Annotated in this window: 20 protein-coding genes; 12 read left to right on the top strand and 8 right to left on the bottom strand. The window is 63.5% G+C overall.

Annotated features, from left to right (window positions below; translation table 11 throughout):
* Positions 1–4: 4 nt before the first annotated feature.
* From AC1ROB_RS16060 to AC1ROB_RS16050, 3 genes are read right to left on the bottom strand one after another with little or no spacing between them, the layout of a single operon-like run.
* Positions 5–493 carry a hypothetical protein gene (locus AC1ROB_RS16060; RefSeq protein ID WP_492970120.1) on the bottom strand — a complete coding sequence of 163 codons (489 nt, stop codon included), beginning with the start codon at positions 491–493 and terminating at the stop codon, positions 5–7.
* Positions 471–2,081, bottom strand: a complete 1,611-nt coding sequence (locus AC1ROB_RS16055) for a peptide chain release factor 3 (RefSeq protein WP_492970121.1) — start codon at positions 2,079–2,081, stop codon at positions 471–473. The genes AC1ROB_RS16060 and AC1ROB_RS16055 overlap by 23 nt, the downstream gene beginning before the upstream one ends.
* 49 nt (positions 2,082–2,130) lie before the next feature.
* On the bottom strand, positions 2,131–4,215 hold the full coding sequence (locus AC1ROB_RS16050; protein WP_492970122.1) for a 3-hydroxyacyl-CoA dehydrogenase NAD-binding domain-containing protein: 2,085 nt from the start codon (positions 4,213–4,215) through the stop codon (positions 2,131–2,133).
* A 106-nt stretch (positions 4,216–4,321) separates the two neighbouring features.
* Between AC1ROB_RS16050 and AC1ROB_RS16045 the strand changes: the two genes are divergently transcribed.
* Complete coding sequence (locus AC1ROB_RS16045) at positions 4,322–5,194, top strand: hypothetical protein (protein WP_492970123.1); 873 nt, start codon at positions 4,322–4,324, stop codon at positions 5,192–5,194.
* Here the strand turns inward: AC1ROB_RS16045 and AC1ROB_RS16040 are convergent.
* Together AC1ROB_RS16040 and AC1ROB_RS16035 are read right to left on the bottom strand one after the other, a co-directional pair.
* Complete coding sequence (locus tag AC1ROB_RS16040) at positions 5,191–5,856, bottom strand: glutathione S-transferase family protein (RefSeq protein WP_492970124.1); 666 nt, start codon at positions 5,854–5,856, stop codon at positions 5,191–5,193. The two genes, AC1ROB_RS16045 and AC1ROB_RS16040, sit on opposite strands and share 4 nt — an antisense overlap.
* Entirely contained in the window at positions 5,853–7,130 is a 1,278-nt protein-coding gene (locus AC1ROB_RS16035; RefSeq protein ID WP_492970125.1) for a ferredoxin--NADP reductase domain-containing protein, read from the bottom strand. Before AC1ROB_RS16035 ends, AC1ROB_RS16040 begins: the two co-directional genes overlap by 4 nt.
* A gap of 133 nt (positions 7,131–7,263) precedes the next feature.
* Between AC1ROB_RS16035 and AC1ROB_RS16030 the strand changes: the two genes are divergently transcribed.
* From AC1ROB_RS16030 to AC1ROB_RS16010, 5 genes are all read left to right on the top strand, one after another.
* The gene (locus tag AC1ROB_RS16030; RefSeq protein ID WP_492970126.1) at positions 7,264–8,049 is read left to right on the top strand and encodes an N-formylglutamate amidohydrolase; all 786 of its coding nucleotides are present in this window, start codon (positions 7,264–7,266) and stop codon (positions 8,047–8,049) included.
* A 22-nt stretch (positions 8,050–8,071) separates the two neighbouring features.
* Positions 8,072–9,211, top strand: a complete 1,140-nt coding sequence (locus tag AC1ROB_RS16025) for a carboxylate-amine ligase (RefSeq protein WP_492970127.1) — start codon at positions 8,072–8,074, stop codon at positions 9,209–9,211.
* Between the two features lie 12 nt (positions 9,212–9,223).
* Positions 9,224–9,538: a DUF1244 domain-containing protein gene (locus AC1ROB_RS16020; RefSeq protein ID WP_492970129.1), complete on the top strand. Its 315-nt coding sequence runs from the start codon at positions 9,224–9,226 to the stop codon at positions 9,536–9,538.
* Between the two features lie 140 nt (positions 9,539–9,678).
* Positions 9,679–9,963: a DUF2312 domain-containing protein gene (locus tag AC1ROB_RS16015; RefSeq protein ID WP_492970130.1), complete on the top strand. Its 285-nt coding sequence runs from the start codon at positions 9,679–9,681 to the stop codon at positions 9,961–9,963.
* Positions 9,964–9,965: 2 nt separating this feature from the next.
* A complete protein-coding gene (locus AC1ROB_RS16010) occupies positions 9,966–10,364 on the top strand; it encodes a hypothetical protein (RefSeq protein WP_492970131.1) in 399 nt (132 codons plus the stop codon).
* Positions 10,365–10,373: 9 nt separating this feature from the next.
* Here AC1ROB_RS16010 and AC1ROB_RS16005 read toward each other — a convergent pair whose 3' ends face one another.
* The 3 genes from AC1ROB_RS16005 to AC1ROB_RS15995 form a co-directional block, all read right to left on the bottom strand.
* Positions 10,374–10,862, bottom strand: a complete 489-nt coding sequence (locus AC1ROB_RS16005) for a GNAT family N-acetyltransferase (RefSeq protein ID WP_492970132.1) — start codon at positions 10,860–10,862, stop codon at positions 10,374–10,376.
* Positions 10,863–10,901: 39 nt separating this feature from the next.
* Entirely contained in the window at positions 10,902–11,759 is an 858-nt protein-coding gene (locus AC1ROB_RS16000) for an alpha/beta hydrolase family protein (RefSeq protein ID WP_492970133.1), read from the bottom strand.
* Positions 11,760–11,865: 106 nt separating this feature from the next.
* Positions 11,866–15,357: an indolepyruvate ferredoxin oxidoreductase family protein gene (locus AC1ROB_RS15995; protein WP_492970134.1), complete on the bottom strand. Its 3,492-nt coding sequence runs from the start codon at positions 15,355–15,357 to the stop codon at positions 11,866–11,868.
* A 237-nt stretch (positions 15,358–15,594) separates the two neighbouring features.
* Here AC1ROB_RS15995 and AC1ROB_RS15990 point away from each other — a divergent pair, with 237 nt between their 5' ends.
* From AC1ROB_RS15990 to AC1ROB_RS15965, 6 genes are all read left to right on the top strand, one after another.
* Positions 15,595–16,578, top strand: a complete 984-nt coding sequence (locus AC1ROB_RS15990; protein WP_492970135.1) for an NAD-dependent epimerase/dehydratase family protein — start codon at positions 15,595–15,597, stop codon at positions 16,576–16,578.
* Between the two features lie 12 nt (positions 16,579–16,590).
* On the top strand, positions 16,591–17,103 hold the full coding sequence (locus AC1ROB_RS15985; protein ID WP_492970136.1) for a PaaI family thioesterase: 513 nt from the start codon (positions 16,591–16,593) through the stop codon (positions 17,101–17,103).
* Entirely contained in the window at positions 17,100–17,537 is a 438-nt protein-coding gene (locus tag AC1ROB_RS15980) for a PaaI family thioesterase (RefSeq protein ID WP_492970137.1), read from the top strand. The genes AC1ROB_RS15985 and AC1ROB_RS15980 overlap by 4 nt, the downstream gene beginning before the upstream one ends.
* 81 nt (positions 17,538–17,618) lie before the next feature.
* Positions 17,619–19,430 (top strand): M3 family oligoendopeptidase, encoded by a 1,812-nt coding sequence (locus AC1ROB_RS15975; RefSeq protein ID WP_492970138.1) that lies wholly within the window; start codon positions 17,619–17,621, stop codon positions 19,428–19,430.
* Positions 19,431–20,780: an ABC1 kinase family protein gene (locus AC1ROB_RS15970; protein WP_492970139.1), complete on the top strand. Its 1,350-nt coding sequence runs from the start codon at positions 19,431–19,433 to the stop codon at positions 20,778–20,780.
* A 56-nt stretch (positions 20,781–20,836) separates the two neighbouring features.
* Positions 20,837–21,037 (top strand): hypothetical protein, encoded by a 201-nt coding sequence (locus tag AC1ROB_RS15965; protein ID WP_492970140.1) that lies wholly within the window; start codon positions 20,837–20,839, stop codon positions 21,035–21,037.
* Positions 21,038–21,072: the final 35 nt, after the last annotated feature.

Below are 21,072 nucleotides of genomic sequence, written 5' to 3'. Positions count from 1 at the left end.
TTGTTCAGGTGCGCGGTGCCGGCGGCTTGATCACCGGCACATCCTGCAGGGAGCGGATATAGACGCCAACCACCTGCGGCCCGGCGAGCGCACGGTTGATCTGGAACACCAGGCGGCGCTTCAGGCCTTCCAGGTCCTTGTCGTAGACCCGGCCCTCTTTGCCCAACGGTTCGCGATTCAGCTCCATGATCGCCGCGTTGTAGACTCGCGGCATCAGGTCGTCGACCTTGCGGGCATTCTCGATGCTGCCACAGTCGATGTTCAGCGTCATGATGACCCGGGCGCCGGGCGGGCCGTTGACCGGTGCGGTGACCGCGTCGACGATCAGCACCGAGGTGTTGACCAGCGGCTTTTCGACCGGCTTGTCGCTCTCTTTTTTCTTTTTCTCTTTTTCCTGCGCAATGGCAGAGGCCGGCAACAGCACCGCCGCGCCCAGGCCGATCAGCAGCCGGCGGCGGTCGAGGATATGGTTAAGAACGTTCCCGCGTTGCATGGAACCGAATCTTATCCCATTTTTTCTCGATATAGGAGAGCTCCCAGGCATTGCGGGCCAGGAAGACCGGGTTGTGGTCGCGGTCATCGGCCAGCGCGCCGCGATTCTGCTCGATGAACTCGTCCAGATCGCGCTTTTCCGCCGCATCTACCCAGCGGGCGGTGTCGTAAGGGGCGGTTTCGAAGCCAACCTCCAGGCTGTATTCCTCGGCCAGACGGGCTGCCAGCACGTCGAGCTGCAGGGGTCCGACCAGGCCGACGATCCAGTCGGCGCCGATCCGGGGGCGGAACACCTGGGTAACGCCTTCCTCGGCCAGGTCCTCCAGCGCGCGCTGCAGGTGCTTGGCCTTCATCGGGTCGCTGAGGCGCACGCGACGCAGGATTTCCGGCGCAAAATTCGGGATGCCGGTGAAGCGCAGGTCCTCGCTCTCGGTCAGCGTGTCGCCCACCCGGAGCGTGCCATGATTGGGAATGCCGATGATGTCGCCCGGCCATGCCTCGTCGGCCAGCGAGCGGTCCTGGGCGAAGAACAGCGTCGGGTTGCTCACGGTGATCGGCTTGCCGCTGCGCACCTGTTTCAGCTTCATGCCGCGCTTGAAGTGGCCCGAGCACAGCCGCAGGAAGGCGACGCGGTCGCGATGGTTCTTGTCCATGTTGGCCTGGACCTTGAACACGAAACCGGTGACGCCCTTGTCGGTCGGCTGCACGATCCGCTTGTCGGTTGGCTGCGGTCGCGGCGGCGGGGCGAACTCGCCCAGGCCCTTCAGCAATTCGTCAACGCCGAAATTCTTCAGCGCCGAACCGAAATAGACCGGCGTCATATGGCCCTGGCGATAGGCTTCGACATCGAAGGGCGCGCAGGCACCTTCGATTAATGCGATGTCTTCCAGCAGCTTGGCGCGCTGGGCCTCGGGGATGTAGTCGGCGGCGCGCGGGTCGTCGAGTCCCTTGTCGAGGATGATCACTTCCGGCTCGAGATTCTTATTGTCCTTGCCGACCAGCAGCAGGCGCTTACCGAACAGGTCGTAGCAGCCGCGGAAGTCGTGACCCATGCCGATCGGCCAGTTGGCCGGCACGCATTCCAGCGCCAGCGTGGAAGCCACTTCATCCAGCAGCGAGAAGGGATCCTGCGCCTCGCGGTCCACTTTGTTGACGAAGGTGGCGATCGGCACATCGCGCAGGCGACAGACCTCGAACAGCTTGCGGGTCTGGGTTTCGATACCCTTGGCGGCGTCGAGCACCATGACGGCACTGTCAACGGCAGTCAGCGTCCGATAGGTGTCCTCGCTGAAGTCTTCATGGCCCGGCGTATCTAGCAGGTTGAAGGTCCAGCCGCGAAACTCGAAATTCATCACCGAGGTGGAAACAGAGATGCCGCGCTGCTGCTCGATCTTCAGAAAGTCGGAGCGGGCGCGGCGGCTCTCGCCACGCGCCTTCACGGCGCCGGCCAGATGGATGGCGCCGCCGAACAGCAGCAGTTTTTCGGTCAGCGTGGTCTTGCCGGCATCCGGGTGTGCGATGATGGCAAAAGTGCGCCGGGCGCCGATAGGGTCGGCGGCGCCCGGAATGGATACAGCAGCTTCGGACATCGGACTGTTACGCACCTTCTGAATGATGCCAAAGCAGGCGGTGGCAACCTTAGCGGTCGGACCACCCCTTGCCGGCTTCGGCGCGTTCCACCAGCAGCTTGGCCGGTTCCCAGAACTTGCCGTGGGTCTTGTGGAAGCCGCGGATCGTGGCGAGCACCTTGTCGAGGCCGATCTGTTCGGCCCAGAACATCGGCCCGCCCCGATAGACGGGGAAGCCATAGCCGAAAAGGTAGGTGATGTCGATATCGCTGGACCGGATGGCGATGCCTTCCGCCAGGATTTTCGCGCCCTCGTTGACCAGCGGATACATGCAGCGCTGGACGATTTCCTCGTCGGAAATCGTCCGCCGTTCAATACCTTGCTCCTTCGAGGCGGCCAGGATGATGTCCTTGACCGCCGCATCGGGCACGGCATCGCGGCCTTCGTATTTGTAGAAGCCCGCGCCGGTCTTCTGGCCGAAGCGGCCCAGTTCGCAGAGCTGGTCGGCGATTTTCGAATAGCGCTCGTCCTTCGGGCGCAGATGGGCCTTGCCCTTGCGGATGCGCCAGCCGACATCCAGGCCGGCAAGATCGCCCATGCGGAATGGCCCCATGGCGAGGCCGAACTCCTCCAGCGCGGCATCGACCTGCTCAGGCATGGCGCCTTCTTCCAACAGGAAGTTGGCTTCCCGCAGATAGCCATGCAGCATGCGGTTGCCGATGAAGCCGTCGCAGTTGCCGGCCAGCACCGCCACTTTCTTCAGGGTCTTACCCAGGCCCATCACGGTGGCGATGGTTTCGGGCGAGGATTTGGCGCCGCGCACATTCTCCAGCAGCTTCATTACATTCGCCGGGCTGAAGAAATGCGTACCAATCACCGCTTCCGGCCGCTTGGTGCTGGCAGCGATCTCGTCGATATCCAGTGTCGAGGTGTTGGTGGCCAGCACCGCGCCGGGCTTCATGATCTTGTCGAGCTTGCCGAAGACGTCCTTCTTGACGCCCATCTCCTCGAACACGGCTTCCACCACGATATCGGCATCGCCGATATCCTCGAAATGCTGGGTGGCGGAGATCAGCTTCATCGCCCGATCCATCGCCTCCTGCTTCATGCTGCCGCGGGCCACCGAAGTGGCGTAGTTCTTCTCGATCACGCCCAGACCGCGGCTCAGCGCTTCCTGCGACATGTCCAGCAGCTTCACCGGGATACCGGCATTGGCGAAGTTCATGGCGATGCCGCCGCCCATGGTGCCCGAGCCGATCACGGCCGCCGACTTGATTTGCTTCGGCTTCACGTCCTCGGGCAGGCCGGGAATCTTGGCGGCTTCGCGTTCGGAGAAGAAGGCGTGGATCTGGCCCTTGCGCTGTGGGCTGTCCATGCATTCGAAGAAGTATTTGCGCTCCTTCAGTAGGCCTTCGTCAATCGGCAGTTTGGTGGAAGCCTCCACCGCATCGATGCAGCGCCAGGGCGCCAGGAAGCCCTTCGCCTTGCGGGCGATGCTCTTGCGATACTCTTCGAACACGGCCGGGTCGACACTGCTGACCTTGTCGTTCATGTCGCGCACCAGCCGCAGCGGACGCTTCTCGGCAACCACCGTTCTGGCGAAGGCGATGCCGCCGGCCAGCAGGTCAGGGCCAACGATCTGGTCGATCACGCCAAGATCGAGCGCCTTCTTCGCCGGGATCGGATTGCCCGGCACGATCATGTCGAGCGCCAGCTTCGGCCCGATCAGGCGCGGCAGGCGCTGGGTGCCGCCCGAGCCCGGGATGACGCCCAGCTTCACTTCCGGCAAACCGACCTGGGCCGTGTCGACAGCGACGCGCCAATGGCAGGTCAGCGCCACCTCGAAGCCGCCGCCCAGCGCCGTGCCATGCAGCGCGGCCACGACAGGCTTGGTCATGGCCTCGATGCGTTTCAATACGTCGGGCAGGTAGGGCTGCAGCGGCGGTTTGCCGAATTCCTTGATATCGGCGCCAGCGATGAAGGTGCGGCCGCCGCCGATGATCACGGCCGCCTGCACAGCGCCATCGGCATCAGCCTTGTCGAGCCCGGCGATGATACCGGCGCGCACGCCCTGGCTCAGCGCGTTGACGGGCGGATTTTCAATGGTGAGGACGGCGATGCCGTCCTGGACGGCATAGGAGACAGGATCGGTCACGTTTCTCTCCGGAAGCTTCTACATTGTCGGACAATCGGTTATAGCCGAGGCAGGCGAGCCGGGCAAAACCCTTGGCCTGCCGCTACGTCAGCGCTAAGTCTCTGCCATGGCCAGTTTTTCCGAATATCGCGCGCGCGACTGGGACGACCGCCGGCTGGCATTGGCGGCGCTGCTGTCGATTCTGCTGCATGGCCTGATTGTATTCTTGATGCTGCTTGAACCCTGGACCTGGCGCATCCAGCCGGAACCGCCGCCGGTGATCGCCGAATTCGTGATGCCGCCACCGCTCAGGCCGGCACCGGCGCCACCCCCGCAGCCTACGCCGCCGGCCGCCCAGGCGCCGCCAGCCCCGGCGCCGGAACTGCCAAGGCCGCCGGAAACGCCGCCACAGATTCCCAACCTGCAGCGCGGCGCTCCGGTCACCGACAGGTCGACAGCCCCGCCCAGCTCTGGCACGCGCGCCCGTACCCAGCAGCAGACGGCCGAGCAGCCCAAACCCGAACCGCCGACAGCGCAGATCGGCCCGCGGACGCCCGGGGCGGCGCCGTCACCGCAGCGGCAGGCGCAGACCCAGGCGGGCAATCGCCAGCAGGCACCAGCCACCGGCGCCGCCGGGGCGGCTGGCGAGACGATGACCCAGTCGGAAAGCGACTTTTTCCTCAGCCAGGTGGTGAATGCCTGGGTGATCGATTTCGATGCGCCGCAGTTTGCCGATATCCGCATCTACGGTCGCTATAGCGTGCTGCCGAACGGCATGATGGCGCCGCCGTTCGGCAAGAACGATCCCTGGGACATGCGGGCGATGGTCGAGAACTGGGACATCATCGTCCGTGATCGCAGACCTGAGGCCGCCGCTTATCGCACGGCGCTGGAAACCTTCCTGCGCGCCATGCGCCTGGCACAGCCGATGGTAATGCCGCCGAATGCCCAGGGGTATCCGAAGGTGCTGAACCTGGATTTCCGGATCGGCGATCTTTAGACGGCGGTGCCAGCCTGCATCTTATCCAGCATCGGCTGATATTTCTTCAGCGCGACACGGATTTCATCCAGCACCGGCAGGACAATGGGGTGGGTCTGGATCCGCTGCCAGTAGGCGGCGAGGGCCGGGCGTTTATCGAGCAGGCTTTGCCCCGTAGCCACGGGCAGTACATCGGCTGCATAGAGCAGCATCGGCGCCAGTGCGCAATCGGCCTGGCTGAAGCGCGCATCGGCGGCGCAGCCCGCCTGCGCCACGTAATGGTCGAGATATTTCAGGCCACGTGCCAGCCCCGGCATCAGCGCCGCCACGGCGGCCTTATTCGTGGGGTCGGTGAACAGCAGGATGAAAAAGTCGTGCATTGATGGTGCGACATAGAGATCGACCAGACGCACGATCAGGGCGACCTTGGCGCGCTCGGATGGTGTCTCGAGATACAGTGACGGGCCGGGCAGCTGGTTGTCGAGGTAGCTGCAGATCACTTCCGATTCCGGCAGGATGCTGCCGTCATCCAGCACCAGCGCCGGCACCTTGCCCATCGGCGTGATGGTGCGGTATTCGGCCGGCGCCGGCGGTTTCAGAAATTCAAGTGTCGCCTGCTTCGCCCGTAGCAGCATGCGCACACGGGCGGCAAAGGGTGAGGCGTCGAGATTGTAGAGCTTCACGGTTTTGCCGTTTCCCGCAGGGTCGCCCAGTCGCAGAGCTTGGCGCGCGGGCTGCCGCCTGGAACGACATTTGCGGTTTCCGCCGTTTCGATGCGTTTCCAGCCGGCCCAGTCGATGACATGGACGCCACGACTTTTCAGCCAGATATCCAGCGCTGCCGAGCCTTCCTTCGGCGGCGTGGTGTCATTGGCAAAATCGGCGATCAGCAGATCGGCCACGGCTTTTGAATCGGCACGGTTGGTCGGGATGGTGCCACTGGGGCCGCGCTTGGCCCAGCCCACCACATACAGGGCCGGCGCGATGCGGCCCTGGTCGTTGGCGATCACGCCGCGATCATCGCTCTGCGGCAGGTCGCCATCGGCGGCGGTGTAATAGCCGATGGCACGGATCAGCGTGCCGATCTCCAGCGGCTTGTCCTGACCGACCAGCTTCAGGCCCTCGACCCGGCTATTGCCCAACACGGCTTCCGAGCGCTGGTGGAACAGGAAATGCAGCCGGATCGGCTTGTCGTCGGTCCGATCGGCGAATTCATGCAGCAACTGAAGGTTCTTTTCCTTCACCTTCAGATCGGCGGGATCGATACCCGGCGGCAGCCCTTCGGGGAGGTCGGCCTTGTTCACCACCGGCCGCACGCGTTCCAGACGGCCGATCTCGGCCAGCTCGGCGCTGGTGAAGCTCGCCTCGATCGGGCCGCGGCGGCCCAACGCATAGAGATCGGTCAGCGGCGCGGCGCTGATCACCTCGGCCGCATGGGCGGTCAGGTCGCTGCTCGCCATCTCAGCCTTGCTCTTGCCCAGCACGCGCAGGATATCGACCGAGACGTTGCCCATACCGATCACGGCGACGGCGGGGCGGTCCAGCAGCGGTTCGAGATTGCGGAAATCCGGATGGCCGTTATACCAGCCGACAAAGGCCATCGAGCCATAACAGCCCGGCAAATCCTCGCCCGGCACGCCCAGTGGCCGGTCGGCATGGGCACCCAGCGCCAGCACCACGGCGTCGTAATGGTTGCGCAGCTCGGCCAGCGGCAGGTCGCGACCCACCGCGACGTTGCCCAGGAAGCGCACATTTTCGTTGGCGAACAGACGGTCGAACTGCCGCGTCACCGCCTTGGTGCCCTGGTGATCCGGGGCGACGCCGAACCGTACCAGTCCATAAGGCGTGGCCAGCCGGTCGAACACGTCGATTTTCAGCTCCGGACGCTGGCGGATCAGGGCATCGGCGCAAAACAGCCCGGAAGGGCCACTGCCGACAATGGCGATATGGTGCAGCACGGCTTCGTTTCGTCTATGATTGCCAAAATGTCGCCGCAACCTTAGTGCAGCCTGACGCCGTTATGCAAACCTGGTACCCCGGATTTCCTCCCAGCCGGCCGGGCTGTTTCATATCCGAAGCGTTTCCCGACCGATGAGCGAACAAGACCCTCCCAGTTTCCGCGTGCTCAATCCGCAGGGCCGCGCGCCGGCGGTGCTGATCTGCGACCATGCCTCGCGCCGCGTGCCGGTAGCGATGAGCAATCTGGGCCTGCCGGACGACGAGCTGCTGCGCCATATCGGCTGGGATCCCGGTACCGCGGCAATCACCGAGAAGCTGGCGCAGACTCTCGATGCGCCGGCCGTACTGAGCGGCGTGTCGCGTCTGGTGATCGACTGCAACCGCCGGCCCGACGATCCGACGCTGATCTGCGAAGTGAGTGACGGCACCATCGTGCCAGGCAACCGCAACCTGGATGAGGCCGAGCGCGAGCGCCGGCTGAACAAGTATTTCCATCCCTATCATGCAGCGATTGCCGACACGCTGGATGCGGCGGGCCAGCGCGTGCCCGAACCGGCATTGCTGTCGATCCACAGCTTCACGCCCCGTATGCGTGTGAAGGGCCTGGATCGCCCCTGGCATATCGGCGTGGTCTGGGACCGCGACGGCCGCCTGGCCCAGCCGCTGCTGAAGGCGCTGCGCGACGAAGGCGACCTGGTGGTGGGCGACAACGAGCCCTATAGCGGCAAGGACCATTCCGGCTATTCGATCTTTGCCCATGGCCAGAACAAGGGCCTGCATCATGTGATGATCGAGGTGCGGCAGGATCTGGTCAGCACCGATGCCGGGATCAATGAATGGGCGGGGCGGCTGGACCGCTGCTTTCGCCGCATGCTGACCGAGGCGGGGCTGCTGCGCCCGGCCGTCGGCGCCGCCTGACGCAACCGGCATCGGGGGAAGAATGGCGGTCGACGATTTCACCATCGGTATCGAAGAGGAGCACCTGCTGGTGGATCGCCAGACCGGCGTGCTGGCGGTGGAGCCGCCCGATGCGCTGCTGGCCGAATGCGAGTCGCTGGTCGGCGGCCAGATCAATCCCGAATTCCTGAAATGCCAGATCGAGATCGTCACCAAGGTCTGCCGCGACATGGGCGAGGCGCGCGCCGATCTGGTGCGCCTGCGTTCGGCCATTGCCGAGGTGGCGGCCAAGCATGGCCTGGCGCCGATTGCGGCCTCGACGCATCCGTTTGCGAAATGGAGCGACCAGAAGCATACCGACCGCGAGCGCTACGACCGGCTGGCGAAAGACCTGGCCGGCGTGGCGCGACGGCTGATCATCTGCGGCATGCATGTCCATGTCGGCATCCCGGACGAGGACCTGCGCATCGACCTGATGAACCAGGTCAGCTATTTCCTGCCGCATCTGCTGGCGCTGTCGGCGTCTTCGCCTTTCTGGCAGGGCGAGGAGACCGGGCTGCAGTCCTACCGTCTGTCGGTATTCGACAGTTTGCCCCGCACCGGATTGCCCGAACGCCTGGAGACCTGGGGCGAATACCAGCGGCTGGTGAACCGCCTGACCCAGGCCGGCCTGATCGAGGATGCGACCAAGCTGTGGTGGGATATCCGTCCTTCGGCGCGCTACCCCACGCTGGAACTTCGCGTCACGGATGTTTGTACAAGACTCGATGACGGCATCAGCATCGCCGCGCTGTACCGCTGCCTGTTGGCCGCACTGCTGCGGCTGCGGCAGAAGAACCAGCGCTGGCGTCTCTATGCCAATGCGCTGATCGACGAGAACCGCTGGCTGGCCCAGCGTTATGGAATCGCCGGCAAGCTGGTCGATTTCGGCAAGGGCGAGGCGGTGCCCTATGCGGGGTTGCTGGAGGAACTGATCGAGCTGGTGCGCGAGGAGGCCCTGGCGATGGGCTGCCTGGCTGAAGTAGAGCGGGCGCGGGGTATCCTCTCGCGCGGCACCTCCGCCCAGCGGCAGTTGCAAGTCTATCGTGACGCGCTACATGCTGGCATGGACAAGCCGGCAGCGCTGAAGACCGTGGTCGACTGGCTGATCACCGAGACGGTGAATTTCGAAATACCGGGTTAAAAGGAGGCCGCGATGGCTGATGCAATCGACGACAAGACGCAAGTAGAGCTGGAGGCCGCCGCTTTCCGCCGGCTGCTGGAGCATCTGCGCGAGCGCACCGATGTGCAGAATATCGATCTGATGAACCTGGCCGGCTTCTGCCGCAACTGCCTGTCCAACTGGTATCAGGACGCAGCCAAGGACAAGGGCATCGCCATCGAAAAGATGGCGGCGCGCGAGACCATCTACGGCATGCCCTATGCCGACTGGCAGGCGAAATACCAGAAGGAAGCCTCGCCGGAGCAGCAGAAGGCCTTCGCGGAATCGCAGAAAACCCACAAGCACTAGGGATAACCGCGATCTGTCCACAGGCGACGCATTCCTGTGGATAACTGACGGCCGAACGAGAGCAAGTGGTAGGCGGGCGGGCCATGCTGGCTATAATCCGCGCCAACCGCGTTTTCACTGTTTTGCAAAGGTCGCCTGCCATGGCCAAACTCATTTCCGGCAACTTCTCGACAGATCAGCTCAACCAGCTTGTTGCGCGCATCGAGCGTCTGGAAGAAGAGAAGAAGGCGCTGGCCGACGACATCAAGGAAGTCTACGCCGAAGCCAAGGCGCATGGCTTCGATATCAAGATTCTGCGTCAGGTCATCCGCCTGCGCAAACTCGACAAGGCCGATCTGGCCGAGCAGGAAAGCTTGCTGCAGGTCTATATGGAAGCGCTGGGCATGACGACCGATCACAGCGCCGGCGCCGAAGCGGCCGAGTAAGCATGCGCGCCGCCGCCAGCCTGATCTGCGGACTGGCGGCGCTTTTCGCTCTGGAAGCGGGTGCGCAGCAACGGCCACAACTGGTGCCGCCGCTCACCAACGAAGACGCCCAGGCCTGCGTCACGGTCGCCAACCTCACCGAATACAACTGGCCGATCGGTATCCGCCGCGAGGGCCGCGTCAATTCGACCCTGATCGCCAAGCCGCGCGAAGTGAACCGCTATTGCGCGCCTGACCGTCTGGCGCCGAACGAGGTCATCATCGTGCAGCTCAAATCGAGCTGGTTTCCGTTGGGCGAGTGCCGCCTGAAGAATCGCGGCACCATGGAAATCTATCGCGAGAAAAGCGACATCACCGACAGTGGCGAAGCCACCAAGGTGAAATGCCACGAGGGGCGCTAGGTCACTCCGTCACGGCCGCGCCAGCGCCCACCGCCAGACCGGGCCGTCTTCGGGATCGTCCACCGCTTCAATCAACGCGAAGCCGCGTTTGCGCAGGATCGCCGTCGAGGCATTCTCCTCCGGCAGCGTATGGGCCAGCACCACCTTCACATCATATTCGTTGAAGGCGATTTTCAGCAGCTCGCGCGCCATCACACTGGCCACGCCCTGGCCTTCGTAACCCGGGAAGGTGAAATAGGCGATTTCGATCAGGCCCTGCACCGGGGCTGACTTGAAAGCGCAGGTACCGACCAAGGCATTATCGGTCTCGCGCAGCGCGAAATAGCTCAACCAGGGATCGGTGGCGCGGGTCCGCTCATAAAGGTCGAGAGTGGCCGTTGCCATTTCGGCGGCGATTTCGGCCACCTCGGCACGGTTGGGATGCTCGGCCAGAACCGCCATCGGACTGGCAGACAGGCTTTCCAGATAGGGAGTGTAGAGCGGCTTGAGCGTCAGCATGGGCGGGTTCTGGCCGATCCGACCCGGTTGCGCAAGGCTTCAGCGCTGGCTCAGCCACGCCAGCACGGTCGGCAGCACCACTTCTGGCTTGCGCACCCAGCGGAAATGATCGACCCCGTCGATGCCCATGGCTTTCGGATCGAGGTGGTGACGGCTCAACTGGGCCTGCGGCATCTTGCCGACCAGGCCGTCGGTTGCGCGTTTGGGCGCGAAGAAATCGCCCTGCAGCGAGATCGCCAGTACCGGCAGTGTCACGCTGGCCAGTGCATCCCTGTGGTTCAGGCGCGGGCTGCCCAGGATGAAATCGCCGGTACGCGCCTGCCGCGCCCAGTCGGCAATCACGCCGCGCGCTTCGCGGCCGGCGAAACGGAAGCTCTGGCCGGGGAAATGGCCGAGCAGGCGTGCGGTAAGTGTTGCGGCCTGGCTGTAGAGCAGGAAGCCGAAGCCCCAGAGTTTCCAGTGCACCGAACTGATTGCCACCAGGATCAGGCCGGAAAGCTGTGCCTGTTGCTGCCCCGCATAGAGCATGCTGATCTGGCCGCCGAGACTGTGGCCGAACAGATACAGCGGCGCCTGCGGAAAGCGCGCCTTCACGGCGGCGACGGCCAGCGGCCAGTCTTCGGTCAGCATCTCGTGATAGCCGAAATCGTAATCGCGTCCGGGCCGGCGGCCGCCGCTTTCTTCATGGCCGCGCAGTTCGGCAACAGTGACGTGGCAGCCGGCCTCGCGCAAAGCTTGCGCCAGACGGTCGTAATAGCCGGCTTTCACGCCCATCGCCGGTTCGATCAGCAGCGCCGGCGCCCCGGCATCGGCGGCCGGATAGACGGTCAGCGCGAAGCTGGTTCCTTCATTGCGCTGCAGACGGATGGTTTCGGGTGTAATGGCAGGTGTCGTCATGGCGCGATCAAGCCACGGCCGGACGGGCGGCGCAATTACCTTTCGGGTTATACCGCTGCGGCATGCCGCAGCGGTATCCCATCACATCCGGTTTATTCTGCCCGGGTTACTCCGCCGCTGTGGCCAGCGGCGCCGGGTTGCGGAAGCTCGCCAGCAGCTTGGCTTCCTTGTCCTTGGCATCCTTCAGGTGCTTCACCTTCACATGGCCGTAACCGCGGATGTCCTCGGGGATTTTCGCCAGTGCCACGGCAAGGCCGTGGTTGTCCGGCGTCAGCTTGGCGCAGAGCTCTTCGATCAGGGCGAAATAATCCGCGATCAACTGGCGTTCGATCTGGCGCTCGTGGGTGTAGCCGAAGACATCGAGCTTCGTGCCGCGCAGCCCCTTCAGTTTGGCCAGCAATGTGAAGGCCCGCATCATCCAGGGACCGAACTGCCGTTTCGTCGCGACGCCGGTTTCGGGATCGGGCGGGTTGATCAGTGGCGGTGCCAGATGGAAGCTCAGTGTGAAGTCACCCTCGAACTGTGCGTTCAGCTTTTTCAGGAACTCGCCGTCGGTATAAAGCCGGGCAACCTCGTATTCGTCCTTGTAGGCCATCAGTTTGTAGGCATAGCGTGCGACCGCCTCGGCGAAGCCGGTCATGCCCTTGGCCTTGTTTTCGGCGGCGCGGGCGGTTTCGACCAGCGCCTTGTAGCGCTGCGCATAGGCTTCGCTCTGGTAAGCGACCAGCCGCGGCATACGGTCGGCCAGCAGTTCGTCGGTGGTCTTGGCAAAGGTCTTGAATTCCGAGACCGGGATGGCCGGACGGGCGATCTCGTCGACCGCCTTGGCATCCTGGGCATAGAGACGGCCCCAGTTCAGCGCCGTCTTGTTGCCTTCGATGGCCGTGCCGTTCAGTTCGATCGCCTTCAACAGGGCGTCCAGCGACACCGGGATCAGGCCGCGCTGCACGGCATAGCCCAGCATGAACATGTTGGTGGCGATGGCGTCGCCCATCAGTGCGGTGGCGATGCGGGTGGCCTCGACGAATTCCGACAGGTTCTCGCCGGCGGCGTTGCGGATCGCCTGCGTCATCTGGTTGTCGTCCAGCTGCAGGTTCGGGTTGAGCTGGAAGGCGGCCGTTGGCGTCAGGTGCGTGTTGATCAGAGCCCGGGTCGCGCCGCGCTGCATCTTCTCCAGAGCCGCGTCGCCGGCTGCCACCACCATGTCGCAACCCAGCACCAGATTGGCACCGCCGGCCGCCACGCGCACGGCATGGATATCTTCCGGGTTCTTCGCGATACGCACATGGCTGAGCACGGCGCCGTTCTTCTGCGCCAGGCCGGTGAAGTCCAGCACGCTGGTGCCATAGCCCTGCACATGGGCTGCCATGCCCAGAATCTGGCCGATGGTGACGACGCCGGTGCCACCGATGCCGGTGATCAGGATGTTGTAGGGCTGGTCCAGCGGCGCGGTCTCGGGCGCCTTCAGGTTGGCGAACAGACCGTCGGCCGCGTTTTCGGGGTTGTGCTGCACCTTCACCCTGGCGCGCTTGACCTTGCCGCCATGCACGGTGACGAAGCTGGGACAGAAGCCTTTCACGCAGGAAAAATCCTTGTTGCAGGACGACTGGTTGATCTTGCGCTTGCGGCCGAGCTCGGTTTCCTGCGGCTCGACCGAGACGCAGTTGGATTTGACCGAACAGTCGCCGCAGCCCTCGCAGACCGCCTCGTTGATGAACACCCGCTTGTCCGGATCGGGGAAGGTGCCGCGCTTGCGGCGGCGGCGCTTCTCGGCGGCGCAGGTCTGGTCGTAGATGAGGACGGTACAACCTTCGATCTCGCGCAGTTCCTTCTGCACGGCATCCAGATCGTCACGATGATGGAAGGTGACGCCCGGCGCCCATTCGGTGCCGACCGGATACTTGTCCGGCTCGTCGCTGACGAGCGCGATGCGGCGCACACCCTCGCCATAGACCTGCAGGCTGATCTGCTGGGGCGTGAGCTGGCCGTCATGCGGCTGGCCGCCGGTCATGGCGACCGCGTCGTTGAAAAGAATCTTGTAGGTGATGTTCACCTTGGCCGCGATGCTGGCACGCAGCGCCAGCAGACCCGAATGGAAGTATGTGCCGTCGCCCAGATTGGCGAAGATGTGGTTGTCCTCGGTGAACGGGGCCTGGCCGATCCAGGGCGTGCCTTCGCCGCCCATCTGCGTAAACGTCGCGGTCGAGCGGTCCATCCACAGCGACATGAAATGGCAGCCGATGCCGGCTACGGCGCGGCTGCCCTCGGGCACGCGGGTGGAGGTGTTATGGGGGCAGCCCGAGCAGAAATACGGCGTACGCTGGGTCTTGCCGATGCTGCTGGCCGCCGTCTCGCGCTCTTTCTGCTCGATGAAGGCGATGCGCTCCTCGATGCGGGCATTGGTGCCGTAACGCTTGAGCCAAGTGTAGAGCGCCTTGGCCACAATGGCTGGCGAGATTTCACCCGAAGAGGGCAGCAGCCACTTGCCGTCGGCATCGAACTTGCCGATGACGCGCGGGCGCACGTCTTCGCGCCAGTTGTAGAGCTGCTCTTTCAGCTGGTTCTCGATGATCGCGCGCTTTTCCTCGACGACGATCACTTCCTCCAGGCCTTCGGCGAAATGACGGGCGCCTTCGCGTTCCAGCGGCCAGACCATGCCGACCTTGTAGAGCCGGATGCCCAGATCGGCAGCCATCTCCTCGGTGATGCCGAGGTCTTCCATGGCTTGCCGCACGTCCAGATACGACTTGCCGGTGGTGATGATGCCAAGTCGCGGACGCGGGCTGTCGATCACCACGCGGTCGATCTTGTTGGCGCGGGCAAAGGCCAGGGCAGCATAGGCCTTGTGGCGCTGCAGCCGGTCTTCCTGCTCCAGGATCGCATCGGGCCAGCGGATGTTCAGGCCGCCCGGGGGCATCTGGAAATCGGTGGGATACTTGATCTGCAGGCGACCGGGATCGATGGAGACGCTGGCCGAGCTTTCGACGGTTTCGGTCTGGCACTTGAAGCCGACCCAGACACCGGCATAGCGCGACATCGCCCAGCCGAGCAGGCCGTAATCGATGAACTCCTGGACATTGGCCGGATGCAGCATCGGCATCATCGCGGCCATCATCATATGTTCGGACTGATGCGCCACGGTGGAGGAGGCGGCGCCGTGATCGTCGCCGCACAAAGCCAGCACGCCGCCATGGGGCGAGGTGCCGGCAGAATTGGCATGTTTGAACACGTCCATCGAACGGTCGACGCCGGGGCCCTTGCCATACCAGATCGAGAAGACGCCGTCGTATTTGGCCTTGGGGAACAGGTTGAGCTGCTGGCTGCCCCAGACTGAGGTGGCGGCCAGGTCTTCATTCACACCCGGCTGGAATTCGATGTGGTTCGCTTTAAGGAATTTACGCGCTTTCCAGAGCTGCTGGTCGAACAGACCCAGCGGCGAGCCGCGGTAACCGGAGATGAAGGCTGCGGTGTTCAGGCCGGCGGCCAGATCGCGCTTTCGCTGCAGCATTGGCAGGCGCACCAGCGCCTGGGTTCCGGTCAAAAAGACGCGACCGCGTTCGAGGGTGTATTTATCGTCCAGCGTGACATTCGCCAGCATTCGATATCCTCCCGATACCTTAGCTCTGAACTCTTTAAAGCGCGCTCTGAGCGGTCGCTTCCGGCGACCGGCCAAATAGGTCAGTATTGCTTACCTAATTATAGGGCGCTCGCGGCGCCGGGTCGAGGACTAAAACGTGCTGTGTTCCACATGGTGCGGCCGGGTTGCTCTTTCATCTGATTCTGATAGACAGCGCGGGGGTGTCAACGCACCGCAATATCAAGTTCTGGATCATCCATGGCCATTCTGCTCACCGGCGCCGCAGGATTTATAGGGTTTCATGTCGCGCAGGCCTTGCTGCAGCGCGGTGACGAGGTGATCGGCCTCGATAACCTGAACGATTATTACGATCCACGCCTCAAACACGCACGACTCGAACAGCTTCAGGCTCATAAGGGTTTCCGATTCCATCAGGTGGATATTGCCGAGCCCGATCTTGTGCGCGAAGCAGTCAAGGGCGCTGATATCCGCAAGGTGATCCATCTGGCTGCCCAGGCCGGCGTGCGCTATTCGCTGACCAATCCATACGCGTATATCCGCGCCAATGTGCTTGGCCATACCGTGATCCTGGAACTCTGCCGCAGCCTGCCCAACTGCGAGCACCTGGTCTACGCCTCGTCCTCATCGGTATACGGCGGCAACACCAAGCTTCCCTTTGCGGTGGAAGACCGGGTCGACGCGCCGATTTCGCTCTATGCCGCGACCAAAAAAGCCGACGAGCTGATGAGCCATGCCTATGCGCATCTCTTCGGTCTGCCCCAGACCGGTCTCCGCTTCTTCACGGTCTACGGTCCCTGGGGCCGGCCGGATATGGCGATGTACATTTTCACCAAGGCGATCTTCGAAGGCCGCCCGATCAAGGTGTTCAATTACGGCAACATGGAGCGCGACTTCACCTATATCGACGATATCGTCGCCGGCGTGATCAAGACCTTGGATAATCCGCCGCCGGCCGATGAACACGGCCGCCGCTATCGCCTGTATAACATCGGCAACAACAAGTCCGAGCCGCTGCTACGCATGATCGACCTGATCGAGCAGGCGGTCGGCCAGAAAGCCGAAAAAGAGCTATTGCCGCTGCAGGAAGGCGATGTGCCGGCCACCTATGCCGATATTTCGGCGATCCAGCGTGACACGGGCTTCAAGCCGACAACGCCGATCGATGTCGGGATCCCGCGCTTCGTTGACTGGTATCGCCGCTATCACAACATGGTCGGATGAGCCCAGTCTGCCATGAGTGAAGTGCCGCAGATCACGACCGAAAGCTTCGACCCGAAGGTGGTCGAAGCCATGGTCCTGCAGGGTATTCCGCATTGCGCAGCCCTGGGCGTGAAAGTGATCGAGGCGACGCGTGAGCATGTCACGCTGTCACTGCCCTATAATCCCGATCTGGTCGGCGACCCGGTCAGCGGCGTGCTGCATGGGGGTGCCGTGACCTCGCTGATCGACAGCGTCGCCGGTATGGCGGTTTTCGTTGCGCTGTTCACGGCGCAGCGGAAATTGCAGGCCATTGCCACGCTGGATCTGCGCATCGACTATCTGAAGCCGGCGATGGCACAGAAAGACCTGTATGCGACGGCAGAATGCTACAAGCTGACCCGGTCGATCGCCTTCATCCGGGCGCGCGCCTATCATCCGGATACTCCCGACGATCTGGTGGCAAGCTGTGTCGCCACCTTCATGATCGGCTCTTCCGACAAGCCGCCGCTGCCCAAGGACATTCCGGCTCCAGGGCAGGCGTCATGAGCCAGGATTTTCCGGCCCTGATCGCTGCGGCGCGGGCGAAGCGCGATTTCTCGCCCTTTCTTGAGGCCGTGCCGTATTTCCGTTTCCTCGGGTTGAGTGTGCGCGAGCGGGATGGCGAACTAGTCTGTGTATTGCCCGCCGATCAAAAGCTGATCGGCAATGCGCGTCTGCCGGCATTGCACGGCGGCGTGGTCGGCGCCCTGCTGGAATCGGCGGCTATCGTGCATCTGATCTGGGCCGGCGACACCGACACGATCCCGAAGATCATCGATCTCTCGGTGGACTATCTGCGCTCGGCCCGCCCGGTCGAGACTTTTGCACGGGCGATCATCACCAAGCATGGCCGCCGTATCGCCAATGTCCGCGCCGAGGCCTGGCAGGACGACCCGGCCCGGCCGGTGGCGACCGCGCACGCGCATTTTCTGCTGGGATAACAGCCGCTTTACCTGGCTCGGGCTGGTCAAACCCGGACTCAGCGCCCATATAATGCTGCAACCGCATAACGAGGTTTCCGCATGGCTTCCCCTGCTGCCGTTTCTCCCGCTGCCCCTGTTGCCGCCAACGATTTCGGCGCCCTGCCGGTCTGGGATCTGACTGATCTCTACCCTGGTCTGGACTCGGCGGAACTGCAGCGCGATCTGGCCAGGGTGGCCGATGGCGCGGCAAAGCTGGAGCAGACCTGGAAGGGCAGGATCGGAACGGCGTCGGGCGACGATCTGGCCGGCGTGATTGCGGAATACGAGCAGATGCAGGATCTGATCGGCCGTATGTATTCCTACGCCTCGCTGGCCTATGCCGGCGACATGGCCGATCCCAAGGTCGCCGGCTTCTACCAGGACATGCAGGAGAAGCTGAACGACATCACCACCAAGCTGCTGTTTCTGACGCTGGAGCTGAACCGCATCGAGGACGCAGCGCTGGAGCAGAAATACGCGGCCTCGGCCAGGCTCTCGCATTACAAGCCCTGGCTGCGCGACCTGCGGCTGTTCCGCGAGCATCAGCTGGAAGATGAACTGGAACGACTCCTCCATGAAAAGGCCGTGGCCGGCCGGGCCGCCTGGAATCGCCTGTTCGATGAGACCATGGCCGGCCTGCGCTTCCCCTATGGCAAGGAGCAGCTGACCGCCGAACAGGTGCTGCACAAGCTCTCGGATACCGATCCCAAGACCCGCAAGCTGGCGGGCAAGACGCTGGCGAAAGTCTTCAAGCAGAATGTGCGGCTGTTCGCGCTGATCACCAACACACTGGCCAAGGACAAGGAAGTCGAAGACCGCTGGCGCAAGTATCCGACGCCCGAGGCCTATCGCCATCTGTCCAACTGCGTCGAACCCGAAGTCGTCAACGCGCTGACCGATGCGGTCACCGCCGCGTATCCAAAACTTTCGCACCGCTATTACAAGCTGAAGGCCCAGTGGATGGGTACCAAGAAGCTGAACTGGTGGGACCGCAATGCCCCGCTGCCCGAGGACAACGACCGGGTGATCGCCTGGGATGAGGCGCGTGACATCGTGCTGAAGGCTTATGGCCGCTTTTCGCCGCAGCTCGCCGATCTAGGCCGGAAATTCTTCGATAATGCCTGGATCGATGCTCCGGCGCGGCCGGGCAAGGCGTCTGGCGCCTTTGCCCATCCCACCGTGCCGAGTGCGCATCCCTACCTGCTGCTGAACTATCAGGGCCGCACGCGCGATGTGATGACGCTGGCCCATGAACTGGGCCATGGCGTGCACCAGTTGCTGGCCGCCGAGCAGGGTCCTCTCATGTCGGATACACCGCTCACGCTGGCGGAAACCGCCTCGGTCTTCGGCGAGCAGCTTACGTTCCGCGCCCTGCTGGATGCTGCCGGTCCGGAACGCCGCAAACTGATGCTGGCCTCCAAGGTCGAGGACATGCTGAACACCGTGGTGCGTCAGACCGCCTTCTTCAAATTCGAGCGTCAGGTCCATGCCGCCCGCCGCGAGGGCGAGTTGACGCCGGATCGCATCGGCGAGATCTGGATGGGCGTGCAGAAGGAAAGCCTTGGCCCGGCGCTGAAATTCGATGCGGATTACAGCACCTTCTGGTGCTATATCCCGCATTTCATCCATTCGCCCTTCTATGTGTATGCCTATGCCTTCGGCGACTGCCTGGTGAACGCGCTTTATGCCCGTTACCAGGATGCCGAGCAGGGTTTCCAGGAGAAGTATTTCGCCATGCTGAAGGCCGGCGGTACGCTGCGGCACCAGGAGCTGCTCAAGCCCTTCGGTCTCGACGCCTCCGATCCGGCCTTCTGGTCGAAGGGCCTGAACGTGATCGGCGGCTTCATCGACGAACTGGAACAGCTCTCTTAAATGTCAGAACGCGACAGCACGCTGGGCCGGGTCCGCCGTTACGCCAGGGTCGGTGCGTCCGTTGGCGGTCTGGCGGCGCGGCTGGGGGCTGAGCGTGTATTGGGCGTAAAGATGGATCGCGGCCGGCATGCCGCCGATCTGCGCGCCGCGCTTGGCGGGCTGAAGGGCCCGCTGATGAAGGTGGCGCAGATCATGTCCACCATCCCCGATGCGCTGCCCAAGGAGTATGTGCAGGAGCTGGCGCAGCTTCAGGCCAACGCGCCAGCCATGGGGCCGGCCTTTGTTAAACGCCGTATGGTCAGCGAACTCGGGCCGCAATGGCAGACGAAGTACAAGAGCTTCGATCTCGCCGCCTCGGCAGCGGCCAGCCTGGGCCAGGTACATCGCGCCACCGTCAGGGATGGCGGGCTGCTGGCGGTGAAGCTGCAGTATCCCGACATGTCATCGGCGGTGGAGGCGGACCTGAAGCAGCTCAAGCTGATCTTCGCCATCTACAAGCGCTACGATGCGGCCATCGATACCACGCATATCCACGACGAGATCGCCACACGGCTGCGCGAGGAGCTGGATTACGAGCGCGAGAGCCGGCATATGGGGCTCTATGGCACCATGCTGGCCGACGAGGCGCAGGTGCATGTCCCCGTCGCCCTGCCGGATCTCACCACCAAGCGCCTGCTGACCATGAGTTGGCTTGAGGGGCGGCGTCTGCTCGATTTCCAGGATGCGCCCCAGGAGACCCGAAACACCATCGCCATGAACCTGTTCCGCGCTTGGTATGTGCCGTTCTACCGTTGCGGCGTGATCCATGGCGATCCGCATCTGGGCAATTACACGGTGCGCGAGGATTTCGGCATCAACCTGCTGGACTTCGGCTGCGTGCGTATCTTTCCGGCGAAATTCGTTGCCGGCGTGATCGACCTCTATCGTGCCATCTCAACCAATGACCGTGCGCTGGCCGTGCATGCCTATGAAACCTGGGGCTTCTCCGGCCTGAGCAATGACGTGATCGACACGCTCAACCTATGGGCCGAGTTCGTCTATGCGCCGCTGCTGGAAGACCGGCCGCGTCGCATCCAGGAAATGGAGCAGAGCGGCGTCTATGGCCGCGAGGTGGCCGAGGAGGTGCACCGCAAGCTGAAAACGCTGGGTGGCGTCACGCCACCGCGTGAATTCGTTTTCATGGATCGTGCCGCCATCGGGCTCGGGGGTGTGTTCCTGCATCTGAAGGCCGAGATCAACTGGCACCGGCTGTTCCACGACCTGATCGCCGGTTTTGACGCGACGGCGCTGGCCAAACGCCAGGCGGCGGCGCTGAAATCCGCCGGGCTGGAACTGCCCGAGGCGGCCTGAAGCCCGGGAACCGCAGCTGGCCTTGTGGGTTTCACTCCGAGGAGAGGAGACCGCAAATGCCGCCGCAGACCCCTGCCAGCCATCCGCCCGAAACCCATGAACCGGCCGCCTTCGAAAGCGACCTCGATCGTCACCGCAGCGGCGATGACGAAGTCTATGGCTCCCATGGCGTCCAGGCTGACACCGTGCTGCCACCGGCCCGGCCCGGACGGCTGCGCGGCCGGCCGCTGAAACGGGTGGGGCGGGACCGGGTCTGAACCGATTTGCGGTTGCCGGAGCGCCACTTTGGCCT

This window comes from Ferrovibrio sp. GW821-FHT12F09, assembly GCF_058806775.1.
The sequence above is the reverse complement of the archived record's forward strand: the minus strand, read 5'-3'. Positions and strand labels throughout refer to the sequence as shown.

Bases quoted from the DNA above. Each gene is read 5' to 3' on its own strand.
- AC1ROB_RS16060 (WP_492970120.1), bottom strand. From the start codon at position 493: ATGCAACGCGGGAACGTTCTTAACCATATCCTCGACCGCCGCCGGCTG.
- AC1ROB_RS16055 (WP_492970121.1), bottom strand. From the start codon at position 2,081: ATGTCCGAAGCTGCTGTATCCATTCCGGGCGCCGCCGACCCTATCGGC.
- AC1ROB_RS16045 (WP_492970123.1), top strand. From the start codon at position 4,322: ATGGCCAGTTTTTCCGAATATCGCGCGCGCGACTGGGACGACCGCCGG.
- AC1ROB_RS16030 (WP_492970126.1), top strand. From the start codon at position 7,264: ATGAGCGAACAAGACCCTCCCAGTTTCCGCGTGCTCAATCCGCAGGGC.
- AC1ROB_RS16025 (WP_492970127.1), top strand. From the start codon at position 8,072: ATGGCGGTCGACGATTTCACCATCGGTATCGAAGAGGAGCACCTGCTG.
- AC1ROB_RS16020 (WP_492970129.1), top strand. From the start codon at position 9,224: ATGGCTGATGCAATCGACGACAAGACGCAAGTAGAGCTGGAGGCCGCC.
- AC1ROB_RS16015 (WP_492970130.1), top strand. From the start codon at position 9,679: ATGGCCAAACTCATTTCCGGCAACTTCTCGACAGATCAGCTCAACCAG.
- AC1ROB_RS16010 (WP_492970131.1), top strand. From the start codon at position 9,966: ATGCGCGCCGCCGCCAGCCTGATCTGCGGACTGGCGGCGCTTTTCGCT.
- AC1ROB_RS16005 (WP_492970132.1), bottom strand. From the start codon at position 10,862: ATGCTGACGCTCAAGCCGCTCTACACTCCCTATCTGGAAAGCCTGTCT.
- AC1ROB_RS16000 (WP_492970133.1), bottom strand. From the start codon at position 11,759: ATGACGACACCTGCCATTACACCCGAAACCATCCGTCTGCAGCGCAAT.
- AC1ROB_RS15995 (WP_492970134.1), bottom strand. From the start codon at position 15,357: ATGCTGGCGAATGTCACGCTGGACGATAAATACACCCTCGAACGCGGT.
- AC1ROB_RS15990 (WP_492970135.1), top strand. From the start codon at position 15,595: ATGGCCATTCTGCTCACCGGCGCCGCAGGATTTATAGGGTTTCATGTC.
- AC1ROB_RS15985 (WP_492970136.1), top strand. From the start codon at position 16,591: ATGAGTGAAGTGCCGCAGATCACGACCGAAAGCTTCGACCCGAAGGTG.
- AC1ROB_RS15980 (WP_492970137.1), top strand. From the start codon at position 17,100: ATGAGCCAGGATTTTCCGGCCCTGATCGCTGCGGCGCGGGCGAAGCGC.
- AC1ROB_RS15975 (WP_492970138.1), top strand. From the start codon at position 17,619: ATGGCTTCCCCTGCTGCCGTTTCTCCCGCTGCCCCTGTTGCCGCCAAC.
- AC1ROB_RS15970 (WP_492970139.1), top strand. From the start codon at position 19,431: ATGTCAGAACGCGACAGCACGCTGGGCCGGGTCCGCCGTTACGCCAGG.
- AC1ROB_RS15965 (WP_492970140.1), top strand. From the start codon at position 20,837: ATGCCGCCGCAGACCCCTGCCAGCCATCCGCCCGAAACCCATGAACCG.